Origin of the sequence: Streptomyces ortus (assembly GCF_026341275.1) — a bacterium.
Lineage (GTDB): Bacteria > Actinomycetota > Actinomycetes > Streptomycetales > Streptomycetaceae > Streptomyces > Streptomyces ortus.
On record NZ_JAIFZO010000002.1, the window covers coordinates 2,457,348 to 2,480,809 of the forward strand.

At 70.4% G+C, this 23,462-nt stretch carries 18 protein-coding genes, 1 tRNA gene and 1 pseudogene; 13 read left to right on the plus strand and 7 right to left on the minus strand.

Annotated elements, in window-relative coordinates; all coding sequences use genetic code 11:
* The first annotated feature begins 91 nt into the window (after positions 1-91).
* The 6 genes and pseudogenes from eno to K3769_RS14135 all read left to right on the plus strand — a co-directional run bounded on the left by eno (position 92) and on the right by K3769_RS14135 (position 7,187).
* Positions 92-1,378: a phosphopyruvate hydratase gene (eno, locus tag K3769_RS14110; protein ID WP_189769778.1), complete on the plus strand. Its 1,287-nt coding sequence runs from the start codon at positions 92-94 to the stop codon at positions 1,376-1,378.
* A gap of 90 nt (positions 1,379-1,468) precedes the next feature.
* Positions 1,469-1,945 carry an FtsB family cell division protein gene (locus K3769_RS14115; protein ID WP_210880832.1) on the plus strand — a complete coding sequence of 159 codons (477 nt, stop codon included), beginning with the start codon at positions 1,469-1,471 and terminating at the stop codon, positions 1,943-1,945.
* 38 nt (positions 1,946-1,983) lie between these two features.
* The gene (locus K3769_RS14120; protein WP_267026783.1) at positions 1,984-2,505 is read left to right on the plus strand and encodes a DUF501 domain-containing protein; all 522 of its coding nucleotides are present in this window, start codon (positions 1,984-1,986) and stop codon (positions 2,503-2,505) included.
* A 243-nt stretch (positions 2,506-2,748) separates the two neighbouring features.
* The gene (locus tag K3769_RS14125) at positions 2,749-3,690 is read left to right on the plus strand and encodes a Ppx/GppA phosphatase family protein (RefSeq protein WP_267026784.1); all 942 of its coding nucleotides are present in this window, start codon (positions 2,749-2,751) and stop codon (positions 3,688-3,690) included.
* A 460-nt stretch (positions 3,691-4,150) separates the two neighbouring features.
* Positions 4,151-5,554, plus strand: a complete 1,404-nt coding sequence (locus tag K3769_RS14130; RefSeq protein WP_267026785.1) for an NAD(P)/FAD-dependent oxidoreductase — start codon at positions 4,151-4,153, stop codon at positions 5,552-5,554.
* A gap of 335 nt (positions 5,555-5,889) precedes the next feature.
* Positions 5,890-7,187, plus strand: a pseudogene (locus tag K3769_RS14135) (class I SAM-dependent methyltransferase).
* Between the two features lie 94 nt (positions 7,188-7,281).
* Here K3769_RS14135 and K3769_RS14140 read toward each other — a convergent pair.
* On the minus strand, positions 7,282-9,810 hold the full coding sequence (locus K3769_RS14140) for an ABC transporter permease (RefSeq protein ID WP_267026786.1): 2,529 nt from the start codon (positions 9,808-9,810) through the stop codon (positions 7,282-7,284).
* Positions 9,811-10,114: 304 nt separating this feature from the next.
* A complete protein-coding gene (locus K3769_RS14145; RefSeq protein ID WP_267026787.1) occupies positions 10,115-10,885 on the minus strand; it encodes an ABC transporter ATP-binding protein in 771 nt (256 codons plus the stop codon).
* Positions 10,886-11,339: 454 nt separating this feature from the next.
* On the opposite strand from K3769_RS14145, the gene K3769_RS14150 reads away from it, so the two are divergent.
* From K3769_RS14150 to K3769_RS14160, 3 genes are all read left to right on the plus strand, one after another.
* Positions 11,340-11,425, plus strand: a tRNA-Leu gene (locus K3769_RS14150).
* 234 nt (positions 11,426-11,659) lie between these two features.
* On the plus strand, positions 11,660-12,835 hold the full coding sequence (locus tag K3769_RS14155) for a 4-hydroxybenzoate 3-monooxygenase (protein WP_267026788.1): 1,176 nt from the start codon (positions 11,660-11,662) through the stop codon (positions 12,833-12,835).
* 185 nt (positions 12,836-13,020) lie between these two features.
* Complete coding sequence (locus K3769_RS14160) at positions 13,021-13,935, plus strand: Bax inhibitor-1/YccA family protein (protein ID WP_267026789.1); 915 nt, start codon at positions 13,021-13,023, stop codon at positions 13,933-13,935.
* Positions 13,936-14,030: 95 nt separating this feature from the next.
* Here the strand turns inward: K3769_RS14160 and K3769_RS14165 are convergent, their stop codons facing one another.
* Positions 14,031-14,261, minus strand: a complete 231-nt coding sequence (locus tag K3769_RS14165) for a DUF4287 domain-containing protein (protein ID WP_107015651.1) — start codon at positions 14,259-14,261, stop codon at positions 14,031-14,033.
* 104 nt (positions 14,262-14,365) lie between these two features.
* Between K3769_RS14165 and K3769_RS14170 the strand changes: the two genes are divergently transcribed.
* A complete protein-coding gene (locus tag K3769_RS14170; protein ID WP_267026790.1) occupies positions 14,366-14,677 on the plus strand; it encodes a hypothetical protein in 312 nt (103 codons plus the stop codon).
* Between the two features lie 33 nt (positions 14,678-14,710).
* On the opposite strand, the gene K3769_RS14175 is transcribed toward K3769_RS14170, so the two are convergent.
* The 3 genes from K3769_RS14175 to K3769_RS14185 all read right to left on the minus strand — a co-directional run bounded on the left by K3769_RS14175 (position 14,711) and on the right by K3769_RS14185 (position 18,277).
* A complete protein-coding gene (locus K3769_RS14175; protein WP_267026791.1) occupies positions 14,711-15,502 on the minus strand; it encodes a hypothetical protein in 792 nt (263 codons plus the stop codon).
* Between the two features lie 285 nt (positions 15,503-15,787).
* The gene (locus K3769_RS14180; protein WP_267026792.1) at positions 15,788-17,008 is read right to left on the minus strand and encodes an acetyl-CoA C-acetyltransferase; all 1,221 of its coding nucleotides are present in this window, start codon (positions 17,006-17,008) and stop codon (positions 15,788-15,790) included.
* Between the two features lie 252 nt (positions 17,009-17,260).
* The gene (locus tag K3769_RS14185; protein ID WP_267026793.1) at positions 17,261-18,277 is read right to left on the minus strand and encodes an SGNH/GDSL hydrolase family protein; all 1,017 of its coding nucleotides are present in this window, start codon (positions 18,275-18,277) and stop codon (positions 17,261-17,263) included.
* A gap of 145 nt (positions 18,278-18,422) precedes the next feature.
* Between K3769_RS14185 and K3769_RS14190 the strand changes: the two genes are divergently transcribed.
* The gene (locus tag K3769_RS14190) at positions 18,423-19,814 is read left to right on the plus strand and encodes a cystathionine beta-synthase (RefSeq protein WP_267026794.1); all 1,392 of its coding nucleotides are present in this window, start codon (positions 18,423-18,425) and stop codon (positions 19,812-19,814) included.
* Between the two features lie 397 nt (positions 19,815-20,211).
* Here K3769_RS14190 and K3769_RS14195 read toward each other — a convergent pair whose 3' ends face one another.
* Positions 20,212-20,646, minus strand: coding sequence for a hypothetical protein (locus K3769_RS14195; RefSeq protein ID WP_267026795.1), 435 nt, complete (start codon positions 20,644-20,646; stop codon positions 20,212-20,214).
* A gap of 226 nt (positions 20,647-20,872) precedes the next feature.
* Between K3769_RS14195 and K3769_RS14200 the strand changes: the two genes are divergently transcribed.
* Together K3769_RS14200 and K3769_RS14205 are read left to right on the plus strand one after the other, a co-directional pair.
* Entirely contained in the window at positions 20,873-22,423 is a 1,551-nt protein-coding gene (locus K3769_RS14200) for an aromatic amino acid ammonia-lyase (protein WP_267026796.1), read from the plus strand.
* Entirely contained in the window at positions 22,420-23,349 is a 930-nt protein-coding gene (locus K3769_RS14205) for a MurR/RpiR family transcriptional regulator (protein ID WP_267026797.1), read from the plus strand. The genes K3769_RS14200 and K3769_RS14205 overlap by 4 nt, the downstream gene beginning before the upstream one ends.
* Positions 23,350-23,462 lie beyond the last annotated feature (113 nt).

A 23,462-nucleotide genomic window follows, 5' to 3' on the forward strand; every position in this document is an offset into this window, starting at 1 on the left:
CAGCCGGTTAGGCTCATCCCGCGGGGCCACCACGGCCTGCGCGCAACCGGGCCTCCGGCCCGGCACAGCTTGTGTCACATCCCAGAAGGAGATGCTCGTGCCGTCCATCGACGTCGTCGTAGCCCGGGAAATCCTGGACTCCCGAGGCAACCCCACGGTCGAGGTCGAGGTCGGCCTCGACGACGGCAGCACGGGTCGTGCCGCCGTCCCGTCCGGTGCCTCCACCGGTGCCTTCGAAGCAGTCGAGCTCCGTGACGGAGACCCCAACCGCTACCTCGGCAAGGGTGTCGAGAAGGCCGTCCTCGCCGTCATCGAGCAGATCGGCCCGGAGCTCGTCGGCTACGACGCCACCGAGCAGCGCCTCATCGACCAGGCGATGATCGACCTGGACGCCACCGACAACAAGGGCTCGCTCGGCGCCAACGCCATCCTCGGCGTCTCCCTCGCCGTCGCGCACGCCGCCTCCGAGGCCAGCGACCTGCCGCTCTTCCGCTACCTGGGCGGACCGAACGCGCACCTGCTGCCCGTCCCGATGATGAACATCCTGAACGGCGGGTCGCACGCCGACTCGAACGTCGACATCCAGGAGTTCATGATCGCCCCGATCGGCGCGGAGTCCTTCTCCGAGGCCGTGCGCTGGGGCGCCGAGGTCTACCACACCCTCAAGAAGGTCCTGAAGAGCCGCGGTCTGTCCACCGGCCTCGGCGACGAGGGCGGCTTCGCCCCGAACCTCGGCTCCAACCGCGAGGCCCTCGACCTCATCGTCGAAGCCATCAAGGAAGCCGGCTACACCCCCGGTGAGCAGGTCGCGCTCGCGCTCGACGTCGCCGCGTCCGAGTTCTACAAGGACGGCAAGTACGAGTTCGAGGGCAAGTCCCGCTCGGCCGCCGAGATGACCGAGTACTACGAGGAGCTCGTCTCCGCGTACCCGCTGGTCTCCATCGAGGACCCGCTGTACGAGGACGACTGGGCCGGCTGGAACGTCATCACCGAGAAGCTGGGCTCCAAGGTCCAGATCGTCGGCGACGACCTCTTCGTCACCAACCCCGAGCGCCTCGCCCGCGGCATCGAGGAGGGCTCCGCCAACGCCCTGCTGGTCAAGGTCAACCAGATCGGTTCGCTGACCGAGACCCTGGACGCCGTCGAGATGGCCCAGCGCAACGGCTTCAAGTGCATGATGTCCCACCGCTCCGGCGAGACCGAGGACGTCACCATCGCCGACCTCGCGGTCGCCGTGAACTGCGGCCAGATCAAGACCGGCGCCCCGGCCCGCTCGGACCGCGTCGCCAAGTACAACCAGCTGCTGCGCATCGAGGAGATCCTCGACGACGCCGCGGTGTACGCCGGCCGCTCGGCCTTCCCCCGCTTCAAGGGCTGACGCCCTCGTAGGCAGCGTCGTACGTACGTCCCCGTACGCGGTCCCGTACCGTGTGCGGGGACGTACGTACGTATCGGGGAGGCGGGACAGATGGCTGTGAAGGACCGTGACCGGTTCTCCACCGCGACCAGGCTGCGGGCGCTCGGTGAGCAGACCGCCGCCCGTGTCTACCGCTCCCAGACCAAACGCCAGGCGCGCCGCTCGCGGCTGACCGGCCGTGCGGCGCTGCTCGCCCTCGTGCTCTGCTCGCTCGTCGTGGCCCTCGCCTATCCCATAAGGCAGTACGTCTCCCAGCGTGCCGAGGTCGCCGACCTGCAGCGTGAGCGCGAGCAGGCCCGTGAGCGCGTCGAGGAGCTGCGCGACCTGAAGGCGCGCTGGCAGGACGACGCGTACGCCGAGCAGCGCATCCGGGAACGGCTGCACTACGTGATGCCGGGCGAGACCGGCTTCATCGTGATCGACCCCGACGCGGCGAAGAAGACGCGTACGGACCGGACGGCCGCCGACCGGGCCTGGTACGCCAACGTCTGGGACGGCGTCGACAAGGCCGACGCCTCCGACCAGTGAACCGAACCAGCTGAACCAGAAGGACACAGAGCCAAGGCATGCAAACGCCCCCGCCGCCCACCGGGCGCACCGAGCCCACCGACGCCGACGTCGAGGCCTTCAAGCAGCAGCTCGGTCGGCCACCGCGCGGGCTGCGCGCGATCGCGCACCGCTGTCCGTGCGGACAGCCGGACGTCGTCGAGACGGCTCCCCGGCTTCCCGACGGGACGCCGTTCCCGACCACGTACTACCTGACGTGCCCGCGTGCGGCCTCCGCCATCGGCACGCTGGAGGCGAACGGCGTCATGAAGGAGATGACGGACCGTCTCGCCACGGACCCCGAGCTGGCGAAGGCGTACCGGGCCGCGCACGAGGACTACATCGCGCGGCGGGACTCCATCGAGGTGCTCGAAGGGTTTCCGAGCGCGGGCGGGATGCCGGACCGGGTGAAGTGCCTGCACGTCCTGGTCGCGCACTCGCTGGCCGCGGGCCCGGGGGTGAACCCCCTGGGCGACGAGGCGATCGAGATGCTCCCGGAATGGTGGCGCAAGGGCGCGTGCGTCGTGCCTACGGCGGGGTGAACCGGGGCGCAGCCCCTCTTGAGGGCGCGGGGAACGGCGCAGTCTGTTGTTTTCGGGGGCGCGGGGAACGGCGCAATCTTTTGCCTTTCAGGGGCGCGGGGAACGGCGCAATCTCTTGCCTTTTAGGGGCGCGGGGAACGGCGCAATCCTTTGCCTTCAGGGGCGCGGGGAACTGCGCAATCGGGGGTTCGGGGGCGGAGCCCCTGAGCGGGACGAACGACTGCAACAGGAGATCTCACCACAATGACTCGCGTCGCCGCCGTCGACTGCGGCACCAACTCCATCCGCCTCCTCGTCGCGGACGCGCACCCCGACACCGGCGAACTCGTCGACCTGGACCGCCGCATGACGATCGTCCGCCTCGGACAGGACGTCGACCGCACGGGCCGCCTCGCCCCGGAGGCCCTGGACCGCACCTTCGCGGCCTGCCGCGAGTACGCCGAGGTCATCAAGGAGCACGGCGCCGAGCGCCTGCGCTTCGTGGCCACCTCGGCCTCCCGCGACGCCGAGAACCGCGACGAGTTCGTCCGCGGGGTCCTCGACATCCTGGGCGTGGAGCCCGAGGTCATCTCCGGCGACCAGGAGGCCGAGTTCTCGTTCACGGGCGCCACGAAGGAGCTGGCGGGCCGTGACGACCTGGCCAAGCCCTATCTCGTGGTGGACATCGGCGGCGGCTCCACCGAGTTCGTCGTCGGGGACGACCACGTGCGGGGCGCCCGCTCGGTGGACATCGGCTGTGTACGGATGACGGAACGGCACCTCGTCCGGGACGGCGTGGTCACCGACCCGCCGACCGAGGAGCAGATCCGGGCGATCCGCGCCGACATCGAGGCGGCCCTCGACCTCGCCGAGGAGTCCGTGCCCCTGCGGGAGGCCCGCACGCTCGTCGGACTGGCCGGCTCCGTCACCACCGTCGCGGCGATCGCCCTGGAGCTTCCGGAGTACGACTCCGAGGCCATCCACCACTCCCGGGTCTCCCTGGACAAGGTCCGTGAGATCACCGGGCGGCTGCTCGCGGCCACGCACGCCGAGCGGGCGGCGATCCCCTCGATGCATCCGGGGCGCGTCGACGTCATCGGCGCCGGCGCCCTCGTACTCCTCGCGATCATGGAGCGGACCGGCGCCCGGGAGGTCGTCGTGAGCGAGCACGACATCCTCGACGGCATCGCGTGGTCCGTGGCCTGAACCGGGCCCGCGTCGAGGCCCCGCTCGCCCCCACGTCGGCGGCCTCGGCTGAGCAGGTCCGGCACCGGATGAGCGCACTTGAGGGGCCTGGCGAGGGCCTGGAAACGACGGCGCCGACAGCCCTGCGGAAAACTTCGTGAAGTTCTTCACAAGAGAATCGGTCCTGTTGAGGGAGGTTTTACTCCCTCCGGGTACCGCGCGGCTCCCGACAGCGCTCAATCCATGATCAACAGGCTGTTTCGTGAAGGCTGCGATCATGTGAACGGGTCGGCTGGTCCAGGAGTGTGAATGAGCCGGAGTGGCAGCTCAGGCGGCATTGACAACGGGTCGCGACGTGCGCTGGTTCCCCTGCTGGAACATGACCTGGGTCACGTGGGCCGCGCAGTGTAGCAGAGGGTGTGAAGAAGCTTGTGAAGGGGCGCACGAGCGACCCCCCTGTGACAGGTGGATACTCGATGGCATGAGCACCACGGAGCGTCCCAGGATCCTCGTAGTAGGCGGTGGGTACGTAGGCCTGTACGCAGCTCGGCGCATCCTCAAGAAGATGCGCTACGGCGAGGCGACCGTCACGGTCGTCGACCCCCGGTCGTACATGACCTACCAGCCCTTCCTCCCCGAAGCAGCCGCAGGCAGCATTTCGCCTCGGCACGTCGTCGTCCCGCTGCGACGCGTGCTGCCCAAGGCGGAAGTCCTCACCGGCCGGGTCACGACCATCGACCAGGACCGCAAGGTCGCCACGATCGCCCCCCTCGTGGGCGAGGCGTACGAGCTGCCCTTCGACTACCTCGTCATCGCGATGGGCGCGGTCTCCCGCACCTTCCCGATCCCCGGCCTCGCCGAGCAGGGCATCGGCATGAAGGGCATCGAGGAGGCCATCGGCCTGCGCAACCACGTCCTCGAGCAGCTCGACAAGGCCGACTCCACGACCGACGAGGACGTCCGCCGCAAGGCGCTGACCTTCGTCTTCGTCGGCGGTGGCTTCGCAGGCGCGGAGACCATCGGCGAGGTCGAGGACATGGCCAGGGACGCCGCGAAGTACTACAGCAACGTCTCCCGCGAGGACATGCGCTTCATCCTCGTCGACGCCGCGGACAAGATCCTTCCCGAGGTCGGCCCCAAGCTCGGCCAGTACGGCAAGGAGCACCTCGAAGGACGTGGGGTCGAGGTCTACCTCTCCACCTCCATGGACTCCTGCGTCGACGGCCACGTGGTCCTGAAGAACGGCCTCGAAGTCGACTCCAGCACGATCGTGTGGACGGCCGGCGTCAAGCCCAACCCGGTGCTCTCCCGCTTCGGCCTGCCGCTCGGCCCCCGTGGTCACGTGGACACCGGCACCACCCTCCAGGTGCGCGGCACGGACTACATCTGGTCCGCGGGCGACAACGCCCAGGTGCCCGACCTCGTCGGCCGCAAGGCGGGCAACGAGAACGCCTGGTGCCCGCCGAACGCCCAGCACGCGCTGCGTCAGGCGCGGGTCCTCGGCGACAACGTGATCTCCGGTATGCGGGGCTTCCCGCAGAAGGAGTACAGCCACGCCAACAAGGGTGCGGTCGCCGGTCTCGGGCTGCACAAGGGCGTCGCGTTCATCGTCGTGGGCAAGATGAAGATCAAGCTCAAGGGCCGACTGGCCTGGTACATGCACCGTGGGTACCACGGGCTGGCCATGCCGACCTGGAACCGGAAGATCCGCGTCTTCGCGGACTGGACGCTGGCCGTGTTCCTGAAGCGTGAGGTCGTCTCGCTCGGAGCGATGGAGACTCCTCGCGAGGAGTTCTACGAGGCGGCGAAGCCGGCGCCGGCGGTTGCGGCTGCCGCTGTTCCGGCGAAGGCGGCGAAGACGGAGGAGAAGGCCAAGGCCTCCTGACCTCCGGTCACCGTCCACCCGCTTGCTCCGAAGGGGCCTCCCGCCATCCGTGGTGCGGGAGGCCCCTTCGGCGTTCCTCGCCCCAGCCCGTTCTCAGGGGCTCCGCCCCGAACCCCCGGTCCTCAAACGCCGGACGGGCTGAAGCATTTCAGCCCGTCCGGCGTTTGAGGACGAGCGCGTGAGCGCGACAGGGGTCCTGGGGCACAGCCCCCTAGTACGTGGTGTGTGCATGTATTTTGCTCGAACATGACGCTTTCGCGGGACTGCGCTCCGCCCCCGTTGGTGTTTACGTGGTGTTGGAGTCTGTGGAATTCCTCGTCACGGAGGTGTGCGTCATGCAGGACGCGGCGCTTCGGCTCAAGGCGCTGATGGAACAGCTGCTGGGAGCCCCGCTCCCGGTGCGGATTCGTGCCTGGGACGGTTCGGAAGCGGGACCGCCGGGCACGCCCGTGCTCGTCGTACGGAACCGGCGGGCGCTGCGCCGACTTCTGTGGAAGCCGGGGGAGTTGGGTCTGGCGCGGGCCTGGGTCGCCGGTGACCTCACGGTGGACGGCGATCTGTACGCCGTACTGGACGCGGTGGCCGAGATGGTCTGGGAGCGCGGGGAGGACGCCAGGACCCTCGCCCAGGCCCTGCGGGACCCCGACGTACGGTCCGCCGTGCGCGGGCTCGTACGGATGGCGGGTTCGCCGCTGCCGCCCGCCCCGCCCCGCGAGGAGGTGCGCGGCCGGTCCCGGCTCTCCCATCTGCACACCAAGCGCAGCGACCGGCGGGCCATCAGCCACCACTACGACGTCGGCAACGACTTCTACGAGATCGTCCTCGGGCCGTCCATGGTCTACTCGTGCGCCTACTGGGAGGCCCCGGACGGCACTCTGGAGGACGCCCAGCGCGACAAGCTCGATCTCATCGCCCGCAAGCTGGAGCTGAAGCCGGGCATGCGCCTGCTCGACGTCGGCTGCGGCTGGGGCTCGATGGCCATCCACGCGGCCCGTGAGTACGGCGTGAGCGTGGTCGGCGTGACGCTGTCCCAGGAGCAGGCCGCGTACGCCCGCAAGCGCGTCGCGGAGGAAGGGCTCACCGACCGGGTCGAGATCCGCGTCCAGGACTACCGGGACGTCGGCGACGGGCCGTACGACGCCATCTCCTCGATCGGGATGGCCGAACACGTCGGCGGCGAACGCTATCTGGAGTACGCGCGCGATCTGTTCGCCCTCCTCAAGCCGGGCGGACGGCTGCTGAACCACCAGATCGGACGCCGGCCGTGGCGGGACGAAGCGGCGTACGAGATCGACGAGTTCATCGACGCCTACGTCTTCCCGGACGGGGAGCTCGCGCCGATCGGCGAGACCGTGACGCAGCTGGAGAACGCCGGGTTCGAGGTGCGGGACGTCGAGTCGATCCGGGAGCACTACGCGCTCACCCTGCGCCGCTGGGTGGCCAACCTGGAGGCGGACTGGCCGCGGGCGGTCAAGCTCACCAGTCCCGGCCGGGCCCGCGTCTGGCGCCTCTACATGGCCGCCTCGGCGCTCGGCTTCGAACGCAACCGCATCGGCGTCAACCAGGTGCTGGCGGTGCGGACACCCCCTCCGGCGCGTCGGGCATGCCGCTGCGGGCTCGTACCTGGAACTGAACCGAGGCCGATCCGGGTGACCGATGGGGGCCCGTTCCCTCAGGAACGGGCCCCATCGGCCTACCCGGTCACCCGGACCGTCGTGCGGCGGCGCCTACTCGGACTTGATCGCCGACAGCATGTTCAGACGGGCCGCCCGGCGGGCCGGCCACAGGGCCGCGAGGACACCGACCGCCGCCGCCAGGAGCAGGAAGACGGCCATCCGGTCCCAGGGCAGCACCAGCTCGTACGTCGGCATCTTCGCGCCCGCGAGTTCACCGGCGGCCCAGCCGAAGAACACGCCGAGGCCCACACCGAGGACTCCGCCGAACAGGGAGATGACCAGGGACTCCAGGCGGACCATCCGCTTGATCCCCTTGCGGTCGAGGCCGATCGCGCGGAGCATGCCGATCTCCTGCGAACGCTCGAAGACGGACATCGCGAGGGTGTTGATCACGCCCAGCACGGCGACCAGGACGGCCATCGCGAGCAGGCCGTAGAGCATGTTCAGCATCAGCGTGAACATCTGCGCGATCTCGTTGGACACGTCCTGCTTGTCCTGGACCTTGACGGCAGGGTTGTTGCCGAGCGCCTTCTCCAGCTTGTCCTTGGTCGCGTCGGACGTGCCGCCCGAGGTCTTCAGCATGACCTGTGAGTCGCCCGGGTTCGCCTGGTTCGGGGCGAGGGTCGCGAGGTCGACCATGATCCCGCGGATCATCTCGTTGCCCTCGTAGACACCGGCGACCGTCATCTGCCGCTTCTTGCCGTCCTCGTACGAGATCGAGAACGTCGTACCGGCCTTCCAGCCGAGGCGATCGGCGGTGTCCTCGTCCACCACCGCCTGGGTGCCGCTGACCTTGAACGAGCCGTTGCCGACCGTCAGATCGGTCAGTTCGCCGATCGCGGAGCCCTTCACACCGGTCACGTACTCGGTGTCGCCGTCGATGCGCGCGGGCGCCTCGCGCAGGGCACTGATGGTGGTGACGCCGTCGGTCTTCGCGAGCGTCTTCTCGACGTCCGGCGAGAGGTTGTTGAAGTTCGCCATCGAGACCACGTAGTCCGCCTTCAGCGCGGACGTGGCCATCTTGTCGATGCCCTTCTGCAGACTGCCCGCCATCACCGTCATACCGGTGATGAGGGTCAGCCCGATCATGAGGGCGGAAGCGGTGGCGGCGGTGCGGCGCGGGTTGCGTACGGAGTTCTGGCGGGCCAGCTTGCCCGAGACGCCGAAGATCCGCAGGACCGGGGCCGCGCCCGCGATCAGCGGGCGGGACAGCAGGGGCGTGAGGATGAAGACGCCGATGATCAGCAGGGCCGCGCCGAAGCCCATCGGGGCCTGTCCGTCGCTGCCGTCCATGGTCGTGGCGTAGAGGACGACGGTGACGCCCGCCGCCGCGACCAGTGCGCCGAGCGTGTTGCGCAGCACCAGCGACTTGGTGGTCGCCGTGGCGTGCACGCTGCTCATCGCCGCGACCGGCGGGATCTTCGCGGCGCGGCGGCCCGGCAGCCAGGCGGCCAGCATCGTGATCAGGATGCCGACGGCGAACGACGTGCCGACCGTGCCCGGGGTGATGACCAGCGGTCCGGCCGGGACCGTGGCGTCCAGCAGGCCCATCAGGCCGCGCAGGCCCGCGCCGATACCGATACCGGCGAGCAGACCCGTGACGGCGGCGACCGTGCCGACCAGGAAGGCTTCGAGGAGCACCGAGCGGGTGACCTGCTTGCGGGAGGCGCCCACCGCGCGCAGCAGCGCCAGTTCCTTGGTGCGCTGGGCGACCAGCATGGTGAAGGTGTTGGCGATGATGAACGTGCCGACGAACAGCGCGATGCCGGCGAAGACCAGCAGGCCGGTCTTGAGGCCGCTCATCTCGGCCTCGATCATCTCCGCCTGGGAGTCGGCGAGCTGTTGGCCGGTCGTGGTGGAGGTGAGGTCCTGCGGGAGGACCTTCTCGAGGCTCTCGCGAAGGGCGGTCTGGCTGGTGCCCGGGGCGGCCTTCACGTCGATCTCGCCGTACGCGCCGGTCTTGTGGAAGAGCCGCTGCGCGGTGGCCGTGTCGAAGAGGGCGAGGCTGCCGCCGGCGGCGACGTTGCCGTCGTCCGTGGTGAAGATCGCGGTGACGGTGGGGGTGAGGACCGGGCCGTCGACCGAGAGCCGTACGGTGTCGCCGACCTTGTAGCCGGCCCGCCTCGCCGTCTCGGCGTCGATGGCGACCTCGTCCTTGCCGACGGGGGCCTTGCCGCTCTTCAGGGGGTAACGGGGGTCTTTGTCGCCCCAGTAGTTGCCGCCCTGCGACTGGAAGCCGCCGCCGATGAGCTTGCCGTCCTTGCCGGCGATGGCGGTGAAGCCGCTGACCACGCCGATGGCGGACTCGGCGCCGGGGGCCTTGGCGGCCTTGTCCAGCATGGCCTGGGTCAGCTCGGGGTCCTTGCCGAGGTCGTCGCGCCCGTCGGGCGGGAACTCCGGTTCGACGGCGACGTCGACGTGGTCGAAGCCCTTCGCCGAACTCTTCTGGTACGCGTCCGAGATGGTGTTGGTGAAGACCAGGGTGCCGGAGACGAACGCCACGCCCAGCATCACGGCGAGCACGGTCATCAGGAGCCTGGCCTTGTGCGCCAGCACGTTGCGCAGGGCGGTACGGAGCATGTCTTCTCAGTCCAGGTGGGGTGGATGGGTGGGGCGGGCGGTCGTGGTGCCGGGTGCGGGTGCCGGGTGCCCTAGGGCTTTTGCGCCGTTCCCCGCGCCCCTGAAGGAAGGGGGCCAGGGGTTCGCGCCGTTCCCTGCGGCCCTGAAAGAAGGGCTGCCGGGCCGGCCTGGGGTGTGCCCCTTCAGGGGCGCGGGGAACTGCGCACTCCAGCCGCTACCGGGGTGCCCGGGTCGTGCGGGCCGCCGTTCCTGCCGGAGGGCGGCAGGGTGCCGGGCCGACACGAGGGAGCGGGGGGCGCCCCGGTCAACTCGTGCGGCCCTTTGTGTCGAAGCGCTTCATGCGGTCCAGCACCGCGTCGGCCGTCGGCGCGTGCACCTCGTCCACCACCCGCCCGTCGGCCAGGAAGATCACCCGGTCCGCGTACGCCGCGGCCACCGGATCGTGGGTGACCATCACGACCGTCTGCCCCAGCTCCCGGACGGAGTTGCGCAGGAAGCCCAGCACCTCCGCACCCGAGCGCGAGTCCAGGTTCCCGGTGGGCTCGTCGCCGAAGATGATGTCCGGGCGGGACGCCAGCGCCCGGGCCACGGCCACGCGCTGCTGCTGCCCGCCGGACAGCTCGGAGGGCCGGTGGGAGAGCCGGTCGGCCAGACCCACCATCTCGATCACCTTGTGCAGCCACTCCTTGTCCGGCTTGCGGCCGGCGATGTCCATGGGGAGCGTGATGTTCTCCAGCGCCGTGAGGGTCGGCAGCAGGTTGAACGCCTGGAAGATGAAGCCGATCTTGTCCCGCCGCAACTTCGTCAACTGCTTGTCCTTCAGCGAGCCCAGCTCGGTCTCACCGATGCGGACCGAGCCGGAGGAGAAGCTGTCCAGACCCGCCACGCAGTGCATCAGCGTGGACTTGCCGGAGCCGGAGGGGCCCATGATCGCGGTGAACTCGGCCTGCCGGAAGTCGACGGAGACCCGGTCCAGAGCGACCACCTGGGTCTCCCCCTGTCCGTAGACCTTCGACAGTTCCGTGGCGCGGGCGGCCACCGCGGTGGACCGTTCGGCGAGGGGCGTGGTGGTCACGGAAGGGTGCTCCTTGTTCGGTACGACGACGAGTGGACGACCGTTCCATCGTCGGCGCCGTCGGCCGCCATGTAGTCACCCCCTGTTCCGGTTCCGAGGGGGGACTGGGGACGGACTGCGGGCCCCCGGGTCATACCTGGGGATGACAACCGCCCCCGAGGTGAAGCCGGGAGAGCGGGCAGCGGGCGGGAGCAGCCGGGAGCGGGCGGGGAGCGGCGCGAGAGCAAAATGGCGACGGTTCGTCAGGTTCCACTCGTTCGGGCGGTGAAATCACGTCATTCCCCTGGCGCCGTCCCGCGTACGTCGAAACGCACGTGGCATGTGCGGATGGCGCATACCGTGGGCTGATGCACCCTCAGACGCCAATAAAATAAGACAACATCGGGTCGCCCCACCGCTGTTCGGGGGATCTGTCCCGATAGGCTCGGGATGCTCGAAGCGGAGTCCATGGCCTGCCCGGATGGTGGAATGCAGACACGGCGAGCTTAAACCTCGCTGCCCTTGACGGGCGTACCGGTTCAAGTCCGGTTCCGGGCACCACCGACACTTTCACCCTTCTCCGGGTCTTCCCCGCCCTTCCCGGCGTATCGCGATGAAGGGTGCATCCTTCATTGAAGACTTCACCACTCGACCGTTGACAGCGGGTTCCGTCCGCCGGAGACTCTCGTGAACGGAAAATGGTGAATAAAACTTCACTCTGCGAACGCAAAACGGGGAACTACGCTGACGGCGCTCACGGGAGTCGTCGGGGCCGGAGCGCGAAGGGGCGTGTCGATGCGAACCACGGTCGGGATCATCGGGGCCGGACCGGCCGGCCTGCTGCTGGCGAGGCTGCTGCACAACGCGGGGATCGACTCCGTCGTCCTGGAGAGCCGCGACCGGAGTTACGTGGAGCAGCGCCAGCGCGCCGGAATCCTGGAGCAGGGCACCGTGGACGTCCTGCGCGCGGCCGGCGCCGGTGCCCGCATGGACCGGGAGGGGCTGCGCCACGACGGCATCGAGCTGCGGTTCGCGCGCAGGCGCCACCGGATCGACTTCCCCGCCCTCACCGGCGGGCGGTCCGTGATGGTCTACGCCCAGACCGAGGTGTGCAAGGACCTCATCGCACTGCAGCTCAAAGAGGGCGGCCCGCTGCTCTTCGAGGCGGAGGCCCTGGAGGTGGAGGGGGCCGACACCGACAGCCCCCGGGTGCGCTTCCGGCACGAGGGGCGTGAGGACGTCCTGGAGTGCGCGTACGTCGTCGGGTGCGACGGTTTCTGGGGGGTGGCCCGCAAGGCGATACCCGAGGAACTCACCCAGGTCTTCGAGCGGACGTACCCCTTCGGGTGGCTGGGGATCCTCGCCGACGTGGCCCCGTCGCACGACGAGCTCGTCTACGCCCGCCACGATCGCGGTTTCGCCCTGCTGTCGATGCGCTCGCCCGTCGTCTCCCGGCTCTACCTCCAGGTGCCCGAGGGCACGGACGCCGAGGCGTGGAGCGACGAGGAGATCTGGGACGAGCTGGAGCGCCGCTTCGAGACGGCCGACGACTGGCGGCTGGCGCGGGGGCCCGTCACCGCCAAGTCCGTCACCCCCATGCGCAGCCATGTGCACGAGCCGATGCGCCACGGGCGGCTCTTCCTGGCCGGGGACGCGGCCCACATCGTGCCGCCGACCGGTGCCAAGGGGCTGAACCTCGCGGTCGGCGACGTCGTGACCTTCGCGCGGGCCCTGGTCCACCAGGAGGAGACCGGCTCCGGCGAACTGCTCGACGCGTACTCGCAGACCTGCCTGCGCCGGGTGTGGCAGGCCGAGCGGTTCTCGTACGAGATGACGACGCTGCTGCACCGGCCGCCCGGGGCGACGCCCTTCGAGGACCGGATCCAGCTGGCCCGGCTGGAGCGGCTCGCCTCCTCGCACGCCGCCGAGCAGGACCTCGCCGAGGGCTACACCGGCTTCGCCCTGGAGTGAAAGACCCCTGGCCGGGGAACCGGACCGGTATGTGCCGGCGTTGTACCGGTACGAGGGAATGCGGGGGTGAGACCCGGTGTTCCCGGTCACAAGAGGGGAAAGATCCTCTCAGGCACTGGATGCATTCTTTTGCCTACCCATTACTCTTGAGCCAAGGCCGCGCAAGGTGGCCATGGAGGAGTGAAATGAGGAGCAGCAACCCGGTCTTCTCGCGACGGGGGTTCAGCCGCGACAACGGCTACGCGGGCTTCAACGCGGCGCCGCAGGCCGGGGGCCCCGCTGTCGGAACGCAGGGGAACCCGTACGCACAGGGTGCCCCCGGCGCCTCGCAGAGCGGTGACCCGTACGCGCAGAATCCTTACGCTCAGAACCCGTACGCACAGCAGGGCCTGCAGCACGGCGCACCGCCGCAGGCCCCGCCCGCCGCCGGTCGCATGACGATGGACGACGTCGTCGCGCGGACGGCCCTGACCCTCGGCACCGTCACCGTCGGTGCCGTTCTCGCCTGGGTCCTCCTGCCGGTCACGTCGACCAGCTTCGGCCTGGCCATCGGCTCGGCGCTCATCGCGATGGTCTTCGCGCTGGTCCAGGCCTTCAAGCGCAAGGCCTCGCCCCCGCTGATCCTGGCGTACGCCGCCTTCGAGGGCGTCTTCCTCGGCGTGATCAGCGAGATGTACAACAGCAGGTGGTCCGGCGCGCCCTTCCAGGCCGTGCTCGGCACGCTGGCCGTCTCCGGTGCCACCCTGCTGATCTACAAGGCGGGCTGGATCCGCGTCACCGCGAGGTACGCGCGCATCGGTATGGCCATCGCGATCGCCTTCGTGCTGGTCATGGCGGTCAACCTGCTGCTGGTCGTCTTCGGTGTCGCCGACGACGGCGGACTGCGCAGCATGGGCCCGCTCGGCGCGATCGTCGGCATCCTGGCCATCTGCCTGGGCGCCTTCTTCCTGACGCTCGACTTCAAGCAGATCGAGGACGGCATCGCCTACGGCGCGCCGCGTGACGAGTCCTGGCTGGCCGCGTTCGGTCTGACCATGAGTCTCGTCTGGATCTACCTGGAGATGCTGCGGCTGGTGGCGATCTTCAGCGGCAACGACTGATCAGGGCTCGGCCCGGTTCGACACGCGGGGCCCCGCGAACCTCGGTTCGCGGGGCCCCGCGTTCTTTTCGGTGCCGGAGCGAGGTGAAGGCGCGCTCAGCGCAGGTTGCGCGCCGCCCTTCTCAGGTCGTACTCGTGGATGATCGCCTTGGCGTGGCCGTACGCGAGGTCGTGCTCGGCACGGAGCCAGCTGACCTTCTCCTCGAAGCGGTGGAGAGCGGGGCCTTCGTCGACGGTGCGCAGCCAGTCGGAGATCTCACGACCGGTGCAGTGGGGGATGCGGGCGAGCAGATTGCGATGGGTCTCCGCGGAGAAGACTTGGGACATCGGCGCCTCCGGACGCAAAGGGGATGTAAGCCGGTCCTTCACGCCACCGTGCCTGAGCGTTCGGTCGTTGGCAACAGTCCGGTTGCGACGCGTAGTCTCACGACGTGCTTGATACGACGCCGCTGACCCGTGCCGTGGATCACTTCGCCGACCGGCTGCGGGCCGCGCCGCAGAGCCGGCTGCAACGGGGGGCGGCGGCCGAGGCACTGGGCCTGGCCAGGGAATTGGCGCTGCGCGCCCAGCGGCTCGAGAACCCCGGGCAGGCCCCCCGGGAGATGCCGGACGCGGGCATGTTCGCGTCGGCGGACCAGATCACGGTGGCCGTGCACGACCTCGCGCTCGTACTGAGGAACGAGGCCGAACTGGCGGAGGCGCTGCTGCTCGTGGAGGAGGCGCAGAAGAGGGCGGGCGTCTGACGCGGCCGGTTCCGCCGAGGCTCGCGCGGGCGGTTACAGCGACGCTATGACGCGGTCCGCCAGGACGTAGACGTTCTCCTGGCCGCATTCGAAGGTGAGCGCGTAGGCGCCAGAGACCCCCGAGCCGCCGAGCAGGACCGGCGGGTGGCCGGTGCGCAGGGACTCCGCGAGGCGTTCGGCGGTCTCCCGGTGGCCCGGAGTCATGCAGAGGGTGGTGCCGTCGGCGAAGACGTACACGTCGAGAGTGCCGAGGGGGCCGGGGCGGACGTCCGCCAACTCCGTACGGGAATCGGCCAGTTCCTCCAGGCAGGACACCGTGCGCTCGTGGTCGTTCACCATCGGCGACTGGACCGGGACGAAGTCCGGGTGCGAGGGGTGGCGGCGGCGGGCCGCGGCCAGTTCGGCGGAGTCGCCGGAGAACTCGTCCGCGTCGGCGGCCGGTTCGGTCACCGGCTCCAGGTGTTCGAGGCCGATGAAGTCCGACTGGCGCGGCAGGAACAGCTCGCTGTCGGGCAGGCCGAGCAGTGTCGGCGCGTCACTGGCGTCACGTGCCTCCTGGGCGGCCCAGAAGGCACGCGCCTCGGCGAGCTCACGCTCGCGCTCCTCGGCGAGGGCCTCGGCCACCGCGGCACGTATCTCCTCGGCGTCCGAGGATCCGCGGGCGGCCGGTACGAGGCCGCCGGCGGCCTTGGAGCGGCTTCTGGCGAGTTCGGTGTGCAGGGCCGCCACCTGCCGGCGCAGGGCCAGCAGGGTGCGCAGAACGGCGACGCCCACGGCCGTGGTGGTGGCTGTGGCGAGCAGCAGAGCGAGAAACGTGGTGCTCACTGACGTACTCCCGGTTCAAAGTCGACCCCCGACTTCCTACATCAGCTTGAAGGGTGGACTAACCAGCTGTCAGTGCGTAACGTCACGAAACGGACAGGACTTTAGCCCCGACCTTTGTTCGTCCACTGGTCCTGACCTGCGTGAATCCCTCCTCGATGGGACTTAGGTCACATCCTGGGGGAGTTTCGGTCACAAAACGGCCCAGAGCCCCGGCGGGAGCTGGGCTCCGGGTCGTTTCGTTCACCCTGCGTTCAATGGCGGTTACGGCGGGCGTGCTTGCGGACCCTAGCTCAGGCGCTCGATGACCATCGCCATGCCCTGGCCGCCGCCCACGCACATCGTCTCCAGGCCGAACTGCTTGTCGTGGAACTGGAGGGAATTGATGAGCGTGCCGGTGATGCGGGCGCCGGTCATGCCGAAGGGGTGGCCGACCGCGATGGCGCCGCCGTTCACGTTCAGCTTCTCCAGCGGGATCTCCAGGTCGCGGTAGGACGGGATCACCTGGGCGGCGAACGCCTCGTTGATCTCGAACAGGTCGATGTCGTCGACCGTCAGACCGGCGCGGGACAGGGCCTGCTTCGACGCCTCCACCGGGCCCAGGCCCATGATCTCGGGGGAGAGGCCGGTGACGCCGGTCGAGACGATCCGGGCCAGCGGGGTCAGGCCGAGCTCGCGGGCCTTGGTGTCCGACATGATCACGAGGGCGGCGGCGCCGTCGTTCAGCGGGCAGCAGTTGCCGGCCGTGACCATGCCGTCGGGGCGGAAAACGGGCTTGAGGCCCGCGACGCCGTCCAGCGTGACGCCGGCGCGGGGGCCGTCGTCCTTGCTGACGACCGTGCCGTCCGGGGTGGTGACCGGGGTGATCTCGCGCTCCCAGAAGCCGTTCTTGATGGCTTCCTCGGCGAGGTTCTGCGAGCGGACACCGAACTCGTCCATGTCCTGGCGGGTGACGCCCTTGATCCGGGCGAGGTTCTCCGCGGTCTGGCCCATCGCGATGTACGCGTCCGGGACGAGGCCGTCCTCGCGCGGGTCGTGCCAGGACGCGCCCTCGCTGGCGGCCACCTCGGCGGTGCGGGCCTCCGCGTCCGCGAAGAACGGGTTGTGGGTGTCCGGGAGGCTGTCGGAGTTGCCCTTGGTGAAGCGCGACACCAGCTCGACGCCCGCCGAGATGAAGACGTCGCCCTCGCCCGCCTTGATGGCGTGCAGGGCCATGCGGGTCGTCTGGAGCGAGGAGGAGCAGTAGCGGGTGATCGTGCAGCCGGGGAGGTGGTCCATGCCCATCTGCACGGCCACGATGCGGCCGAGGTTGTTGCCCTGCTCGCCGCCGGGGAGGCCGCAGCCGAGCATCAGGTCCTCGATGTCCTTCGGGTCGAGCTCCGGGACCTTGGCGAGGGCCGCCTGGATGATGGTCGCGGTGAGGTCGTCGGGGCGCAGGTCCTTGAGGGAGCCCTTGAATGCGCGGCCGATGGGGGAGCGGGCGGTCGAGACGATCACGGCTTCGGGCATCTTCGGCTCCATTGGCGTCGCGGGGGATGGGCGGACCTGCTTGGGAAGCTACCCGTCCGTATGGGTGAGGTCACGGGTGTGGTGGTGTGACACGGGCCGCACTTTCCAAGCGCTTGCTTTCCTCGCCCCCGCCGCCCCTACCCGTTCCCGACCACGCATGGGGGCTGCGCCCCCTCGCCCCCGCTCGCGCAGTTCCCCGCGCCCCTCGAACCCCCTAGGGGCGCGGGGGCGCAGCCCCCATGCGGTTGGCGGTCAGGGGGACGACGGGGCCGGGTCCGAGGCCGGGACGCGACGGCGGCGGCGTCGCTTGAGGAGGGCCCACGGGCCCCGCGGCCCGGTGGGCATCGCCGCCGCCACCTCCGTACCCGGCTCCGACGCCGCCTCCGCCGCGGCCCGCGCCACGGGCAGGAACCCCTCCCGGCGGGCCACGTCAGGACGCTCCTCGTCCGCCGGCCACAGCCCCAGCGCCGCGCACACCGTCGGCAGCACGGCCATCGCCGCCGTCGCGTACCCCTCCGCCGAGGGGTGGTAGCTGTCGGGCCCGAACAGCTCGCGCGGGTTCTCCGCGAACTCCGGTCCCAGCAGGTCGCCCAGCGACACCGTCCGCCCGCCCTGCTCGACCGTGCCGATCGTCTGCGCCGCCGCCAGCTGCCGCGAGGCCCGCCGCGCGAACCACCGCAGCGGCCGGTGGACCGGCTCGATCGTGCCCAGGTCGGGACAGGTGCCGACGATCACCTCCGCACCGGCCGTACGCAGTCGGCGTACCGCGGCGGAAAGGTGCCGGACCGACCTCGTGGCCGGCATCCGGTGCGTCACGTCGTTCGCACCGACCATGATCACGCACACCTCGGGCAACCCGTCCGGATCCGAGAGGACCAGCCGGACCTGGCGGTCGAGGTCGTCCGACTGGGCGCCGGGCAGGGCCACGTTCCGCAGCCGCACCGGCCGTTCCGCCACCGCCGCGAGCCCGGACGCCAGCAGCGCGCCCGGCGTCTGCCGGGCCCGGTGGACGCCCTGTCCCGCCGCGGTCGAGTCCCCGAGCATCGTCAGGCGCAGCGGTTCCTCACCACCGGCGTAGGCGTACCCGTACAGGCCGTCCGCGCTCGGTGGGTGGGGACTGCGCCCGTGCCCCACCTGCCGTTTCGCCAGCTGCACCTCGGCCAGCACCACGCCGACCGTCGCCGCGCCCAACAGCCCGATCCCGCCGCCGCCGTACGCCGCGCCCGCCGCGATCCGCCGTGCCACCCTCGCCCTCGACAAGCTCGACATGCGAAGCCGCCACCTCCTTCTAGCCGTACACCCACTCCTTGCCCCGTACAGACCGTCGGCCAATCTCAACGCCGTGTGAACGCCCAGGAGGGGCTTAGGCTGACGGAACCACCCCGACCATTTCTTTTCAGCTCCGGAGACAACGGTGCAATTTCACGACTCGATGATCAGTCTCGTCGGCAACACCCCGCTGGTGAGGCTCAACAGCGTGACCGCCGGCATCCAGGCGACCGTCCTCGCGAAGGTCGAGTACTTCAACCCCGGCGGCTCCGTGAAGGACCGCATCGCCCTGCGCATGATCGAGGCCGCGGAGAAGAGCGGCGAGCTGCAGCCGGGTGGCACGATCGTCGAGCCGACCAGCGGCAACACGGGTGTGGGCCTTGCCATCGTGGCCCAGACGAAGGGCTACAAGTGCATCTTCGTGTGCCCCGACAAGGTGAGCACCGACAAGATCAACGTGCTGCGCGCGTACGGCGCCGAGGTCGTCGTCTGCCCGACCGCGGTCGACCCCGAGCACCCCGACTCGTACTACAACGTCTCCGACCGGCTGGTGCGCGAGACGCCCGGAGCCTGGAAGCCCGACCAGTACTCCAACGCCGACAATCCCGCCTCGCACTATCACTCCACCGGCCCTGAGCTGTGGACGCAGACGGAGGGGCGGATCACCCACTTCGTGACGGGCGTCGGCACCGGCGGCACCATCTCCGGCACCGGTCGCTATCTGAAGGACGCCAGCGACGGCAGGGTCCAGGTCATCGGCGCCGACCCCGAGGGGTCGGTCTACTCCGGCGGCTCCGGGCGCCCGTATCTCGTCGAGGGCGTCGGTGAGGACTTCTGGCCGACCGCGTACGACCGGACCGTCGCCGACGAGATCGTCGCCGTGTCCGACAAGGACTCCTTCCAGATGACCCGGCGTCTCGCCAAGGAGGAGGGCCTGCTCGTCGGTGGTTCCTGCGGGATGGCCGTCGTGGCGGCGCTGCGGGTCGCGGAGCGCCTCGGCCCGGACGACGTGGTGGTCGTCCTCCTCCCGGACAGCGGACGCGGCTACCTCAGTAAGATCTTCAACGACGAGTGGATGGCCGACTACGGCTTCCTGGAGGACGAGGGCCCCAGCGCCCGCGTCGCCGACGTCCTCAGCGACAAGGTGCACGGCGCGATGCCGCAGCTCGTCCACATGCACCCCGACGAGACGGTCGGCGAGGCGATCGAGGTGCTGCGCGAGTACGGCGTCTCGCAGATGCCCATCGTGAAGCCGGGCGCCGGACACCCGGACGTGATGGCCGCCGAGGTCGTGGGCTCCGTCGTCGAACGGGAACTGCTCGACGCGCTGTTCACCCAGCGGGCCTCCCTCACCGACCCGCTGGAGAAGCACATGTCGGCGCCGCTGCCGCAGGTCGGCTCCGGTGAACCGGTGGGCGACCTGATGACCGTGCTCGGTGCGGCCGACGCCGCGATCGTCCTGGTCGAGGGCAAGCCCACCGGGGTCGTCAGCCGGCAGGACCTCCTGTCCTTCCTCGCCAAGGGTGGCCGGCAGTAGAACGCCCGGTGAACCGAGCGCGCCGGAGCGGGACTTCCGGTGTGAGCGGTCACGCCGGAACTTGGTGGAAGTGGTACGAGCGCGTCACGTCCACGCAGCACACGCTTAACACGGGCACGGCAGAGTGATGGTTGTCGGCAGGGACGGGAGCGGCTCCCCGGCCCGGCCGGCACCGATACGGCGTCAAGGACCTCCGGAGCGGCTCCCGGACCTCCATGGACGCCACGGACGCGCAGCTCGGCCCTGACCCGGCTCGCGTCCCTCGCGGGGACCGCCGTCGTCCCGCCCCCCGGCAACGGGGGTGCGGCGGCCCCCGCGCAAGCTTCGCGAAGGGCCCGGTACCTGTTCAGGTACCGGGCCCTTCGGTGTCCGTCGTCCGTCCCCGTGTGTTCTCCCGTCACCCTTCCCAGTCCGAGTCCGACTTGGTCCGGCGCCGCCCGAAGAAGTTCGGTGAGAAGCGGGCGGCCTGGACCACGTTGACGCCGACGATGCCCACCCAGGCGACCAGCAGGCCCGGCAGATGGGCGACGCCGCCGCCGATGGCGGACAGGGGTACCGCGAGGACGAGGGAGACGATCCCGAATCCGAAGCGCTCGCCCCAGGAGTCCGAGGACCCCTGCGGGGAACGCGCGTCCCGGGCCACCACCATCTGCTGTTCCGCGAGCTGGCGGCGCACCCGGCGGTCGACCGCGCCGTCCAGGCGCTGTTCGACCTTTTCCAGGAACGAGTCGACCAGCGCGGACTCGTAGTCGGCGCCCAGTTCCTTGCGTGCGTGCAAGGTGGCGTCGAGTTCCTTTTTGAGTTCGGCGTCGCGGGCTTCCATTCCGGTCATGCGTTCCACGGTAGGGAGCCGGGGCGGGCTTGGCACGGGGGCTATCCCCCCTGTCCGCGCTGGGCCCGTCCCCACCCGGATCACGAGGGTTCTCCTCCCGCGGCTGTATATAGTCATGCAGAGATCTCTCTGCTTGAATAACCTGCTGACGGTGCGGTGTCGATCGCCGGTTTCCAGTGATCGACGGGCGAGACCGAATGCCCGGCTGGAGGGGAGTTTGCGCTCTATGTCGTCTCCGGATGTGGACACGCCGAGTGCGGCGACGTACGGCCTCGTGGTGCTGGACGGTTACAGCACCGGCGTCGCCGACGTCGTACGCCTCGCCGACGGGTCCGCGCGGCCCGTCCCCGGCACCGACGCGATGAAGCGTGTCGAGGAGTCCTGGGACGCCGCCCGGCGCATCGCCGCCACCGGCCGCGTGTACGGCCGCTCCACCGGAGTCGGCGCGAACCGGAACGAGGACGTGCCCACCGAGGCCGCCGCCGAGCACGGTCTGCGCCTGCTGCGCAGCCACGCGGGAGCCATCGGCGCCGAGCTGCCCGCCCGCGAGGTCCGCGCGATGCTCGCCGTGCGGGCCAACCAGCTCCTCGCGGGCGGCGCCGGCCTGCGCCCCACCGTCGTCACGGCCCTGTGCGAGGCGCTGGAGAGCGGCGCGTACCCCGTCGTGAACGAGTTCGGCTCGGTCGGCACCGGCGACATCGCGGCCCTGGCCCAGGTGGGTCTCGCGCTGGCGGGCGAGCACCCCTGGCGGGGCGCGGACGCGTCACCGGGGGAGGAGCCGGGCCCGCCGGCGACGGTGGCGGCCCCCGAGCCGCAGCCGCTCGACAACAACGACGCCCTCGCGCTCATCAGCAGCAACGCCCTCACCCTCGGCCAGGCCGCGCTCGCCCTGCACGAACTGCGCGGACTCATCGGGGCCACGCAGGTCGTCGCCGCGCTGTCGCTGGTCGCGGTGGACGGCTCGTACGAGGCCTACGCGGCGCCCGTCCACGCCGCCCGGCCGCATCGCGGATCGACCGAAGTGGCCCGCCGGATGCGGGAGATGATCGGCGCCCCCGACCGGCCGACCCCGCCCCTCGGACGGATCCAGGACCCGTACGGCTTCCGGTGCGTGCCGCAGATCCACGGCCCCGCGCACGACGCCGCCGACGCGCTGGAGGAGGTCCTCGCCGTCGAGCTCAACGCGGCGGCCGAGAACCCGCTGATCTGCGCCGACGACATGGCCGCCTACCACCACGGCGGCTTCTACCAGGCCCAGCTCGCCCTCGCCCTCGACCACTTCAGGCTCTCCCTCACCCAGGTCGCCCGCCTGTCGACCTCACGCCTGTCCACCCTCAACGAACCCGCCTACACCCGGCTGCGTCCCTTCCTCGCCGACCATGAGCCCGCCTCCTCCGGCGTGATGATCCTGGAGTACGCCGCCGGGGCCGCCCTCGGTGACCTGCGGGCCTTCTCCGCCCCCGCCTCGCTCGGCCACGCTGTACTCTCCCGGGGCGTCGAGGAACAGGCGAGCTTCGCCTCGCTCGCCGCACGGCAGACCCTGCGTGCGTGCGGCGCGTACCGTCTCGTGGTCGGCTGCGAACTCGTGGCCGCCGTACGGGCGTTGCGCCAGCGCGGCCTGCGCCCCGACCCCGAGCTGCCGGTGGGCAGGGCGCTGGAGATCGCCGAGTCGGTGCTCGACGCGGACGCGACCGACCGGCCGCTCACGGACGACGTGACGGCGGCGGCCGTGCTGCTGGACCGGTTCACGGACATCTGGAGTGGGGGCACGGCATGAGCGCGAACGATGCGAGTGTTACGGGCGGTACGAGTGATGCGGGCGGTACGAGTGTTGCGGGCGACCGGGGCGCGGGTGGGGGCACCGGCGTGACCGACGCTCCCGCCGGGCGGCTGCAAGCCCTCTTCGAAGGGCACCGGCTGACACCCACCCAGCGGCGCATCGCCCACAGCATGGTGCGCCGGGCCGCCGACGTGCCCTTCCTGTCGAGTGTGGAGCTGGCCGAACTCGCCGGGGTCAGCCAGCCCTCCGTCACCCGCTTCGCCGTCGCCCTCGGCTTCGACGGCTACCCGGCGCTGCGCAAACACCTGCGGGAGGTCGCGCCGGCCGAACCCGCCGCGGACACCGGCTCGTACAACGAGTACCAGCAGGCCGTCGAGGCCGAGATCGAGAACCTGCGCCATCTCGCCGCCGCCCTCGCCGACCCGCGTCCCGTCGAACGGGCCGGCCGGCTCCTCGCCGCCTCCCGCCCCCTGCCGGTGCTCGGGCTGCGCGCCGCCGCGTCCCAGGCGTACGGCTTCGCGTACTTCGCGACCAAGGTCCATCCGGACGTCCGGCTGCTGCACGAGGGCGGCACGATGGTCATCGACCGGATCGACGCGGCGGTCCGGGCCGGAGCCAGCGCGCTGCTGTGCTTCGCGCTGCCCCGGCACCCGCGGGAGGTCGTGGACACCCTCGCCCACGCGAAGGAGGCCGGGCTGACCGTCGTCACCGTCGCGGACTCCGCGTTCGCGCCGGTCGCCAAGGTGTCCGACCTGCTGCTGCCCGCCGCCGTCGGAACGGGCCTCGCCTTCGACACGGTCTGCGCACCCATGCTGCTCGGGCGGGTGCTGCTGGAGGCGATGTGCGACGGCCTGCCCGACGCGCAGGCACGCCTTGAGGAGTTCGACGCACGGGCCGCGGCGCGGGGCCTGTTCGTCGAGTAGCGGCCCGGAAGCGGAGTGCCGGCGACCGGCCGATTTCTTGGTGCTCTCTCACGCTTGTCTCACGTTCGGCCGCTAATCTGCCCGCCACACACAAGCGTCTGGTGAGGAGGCGG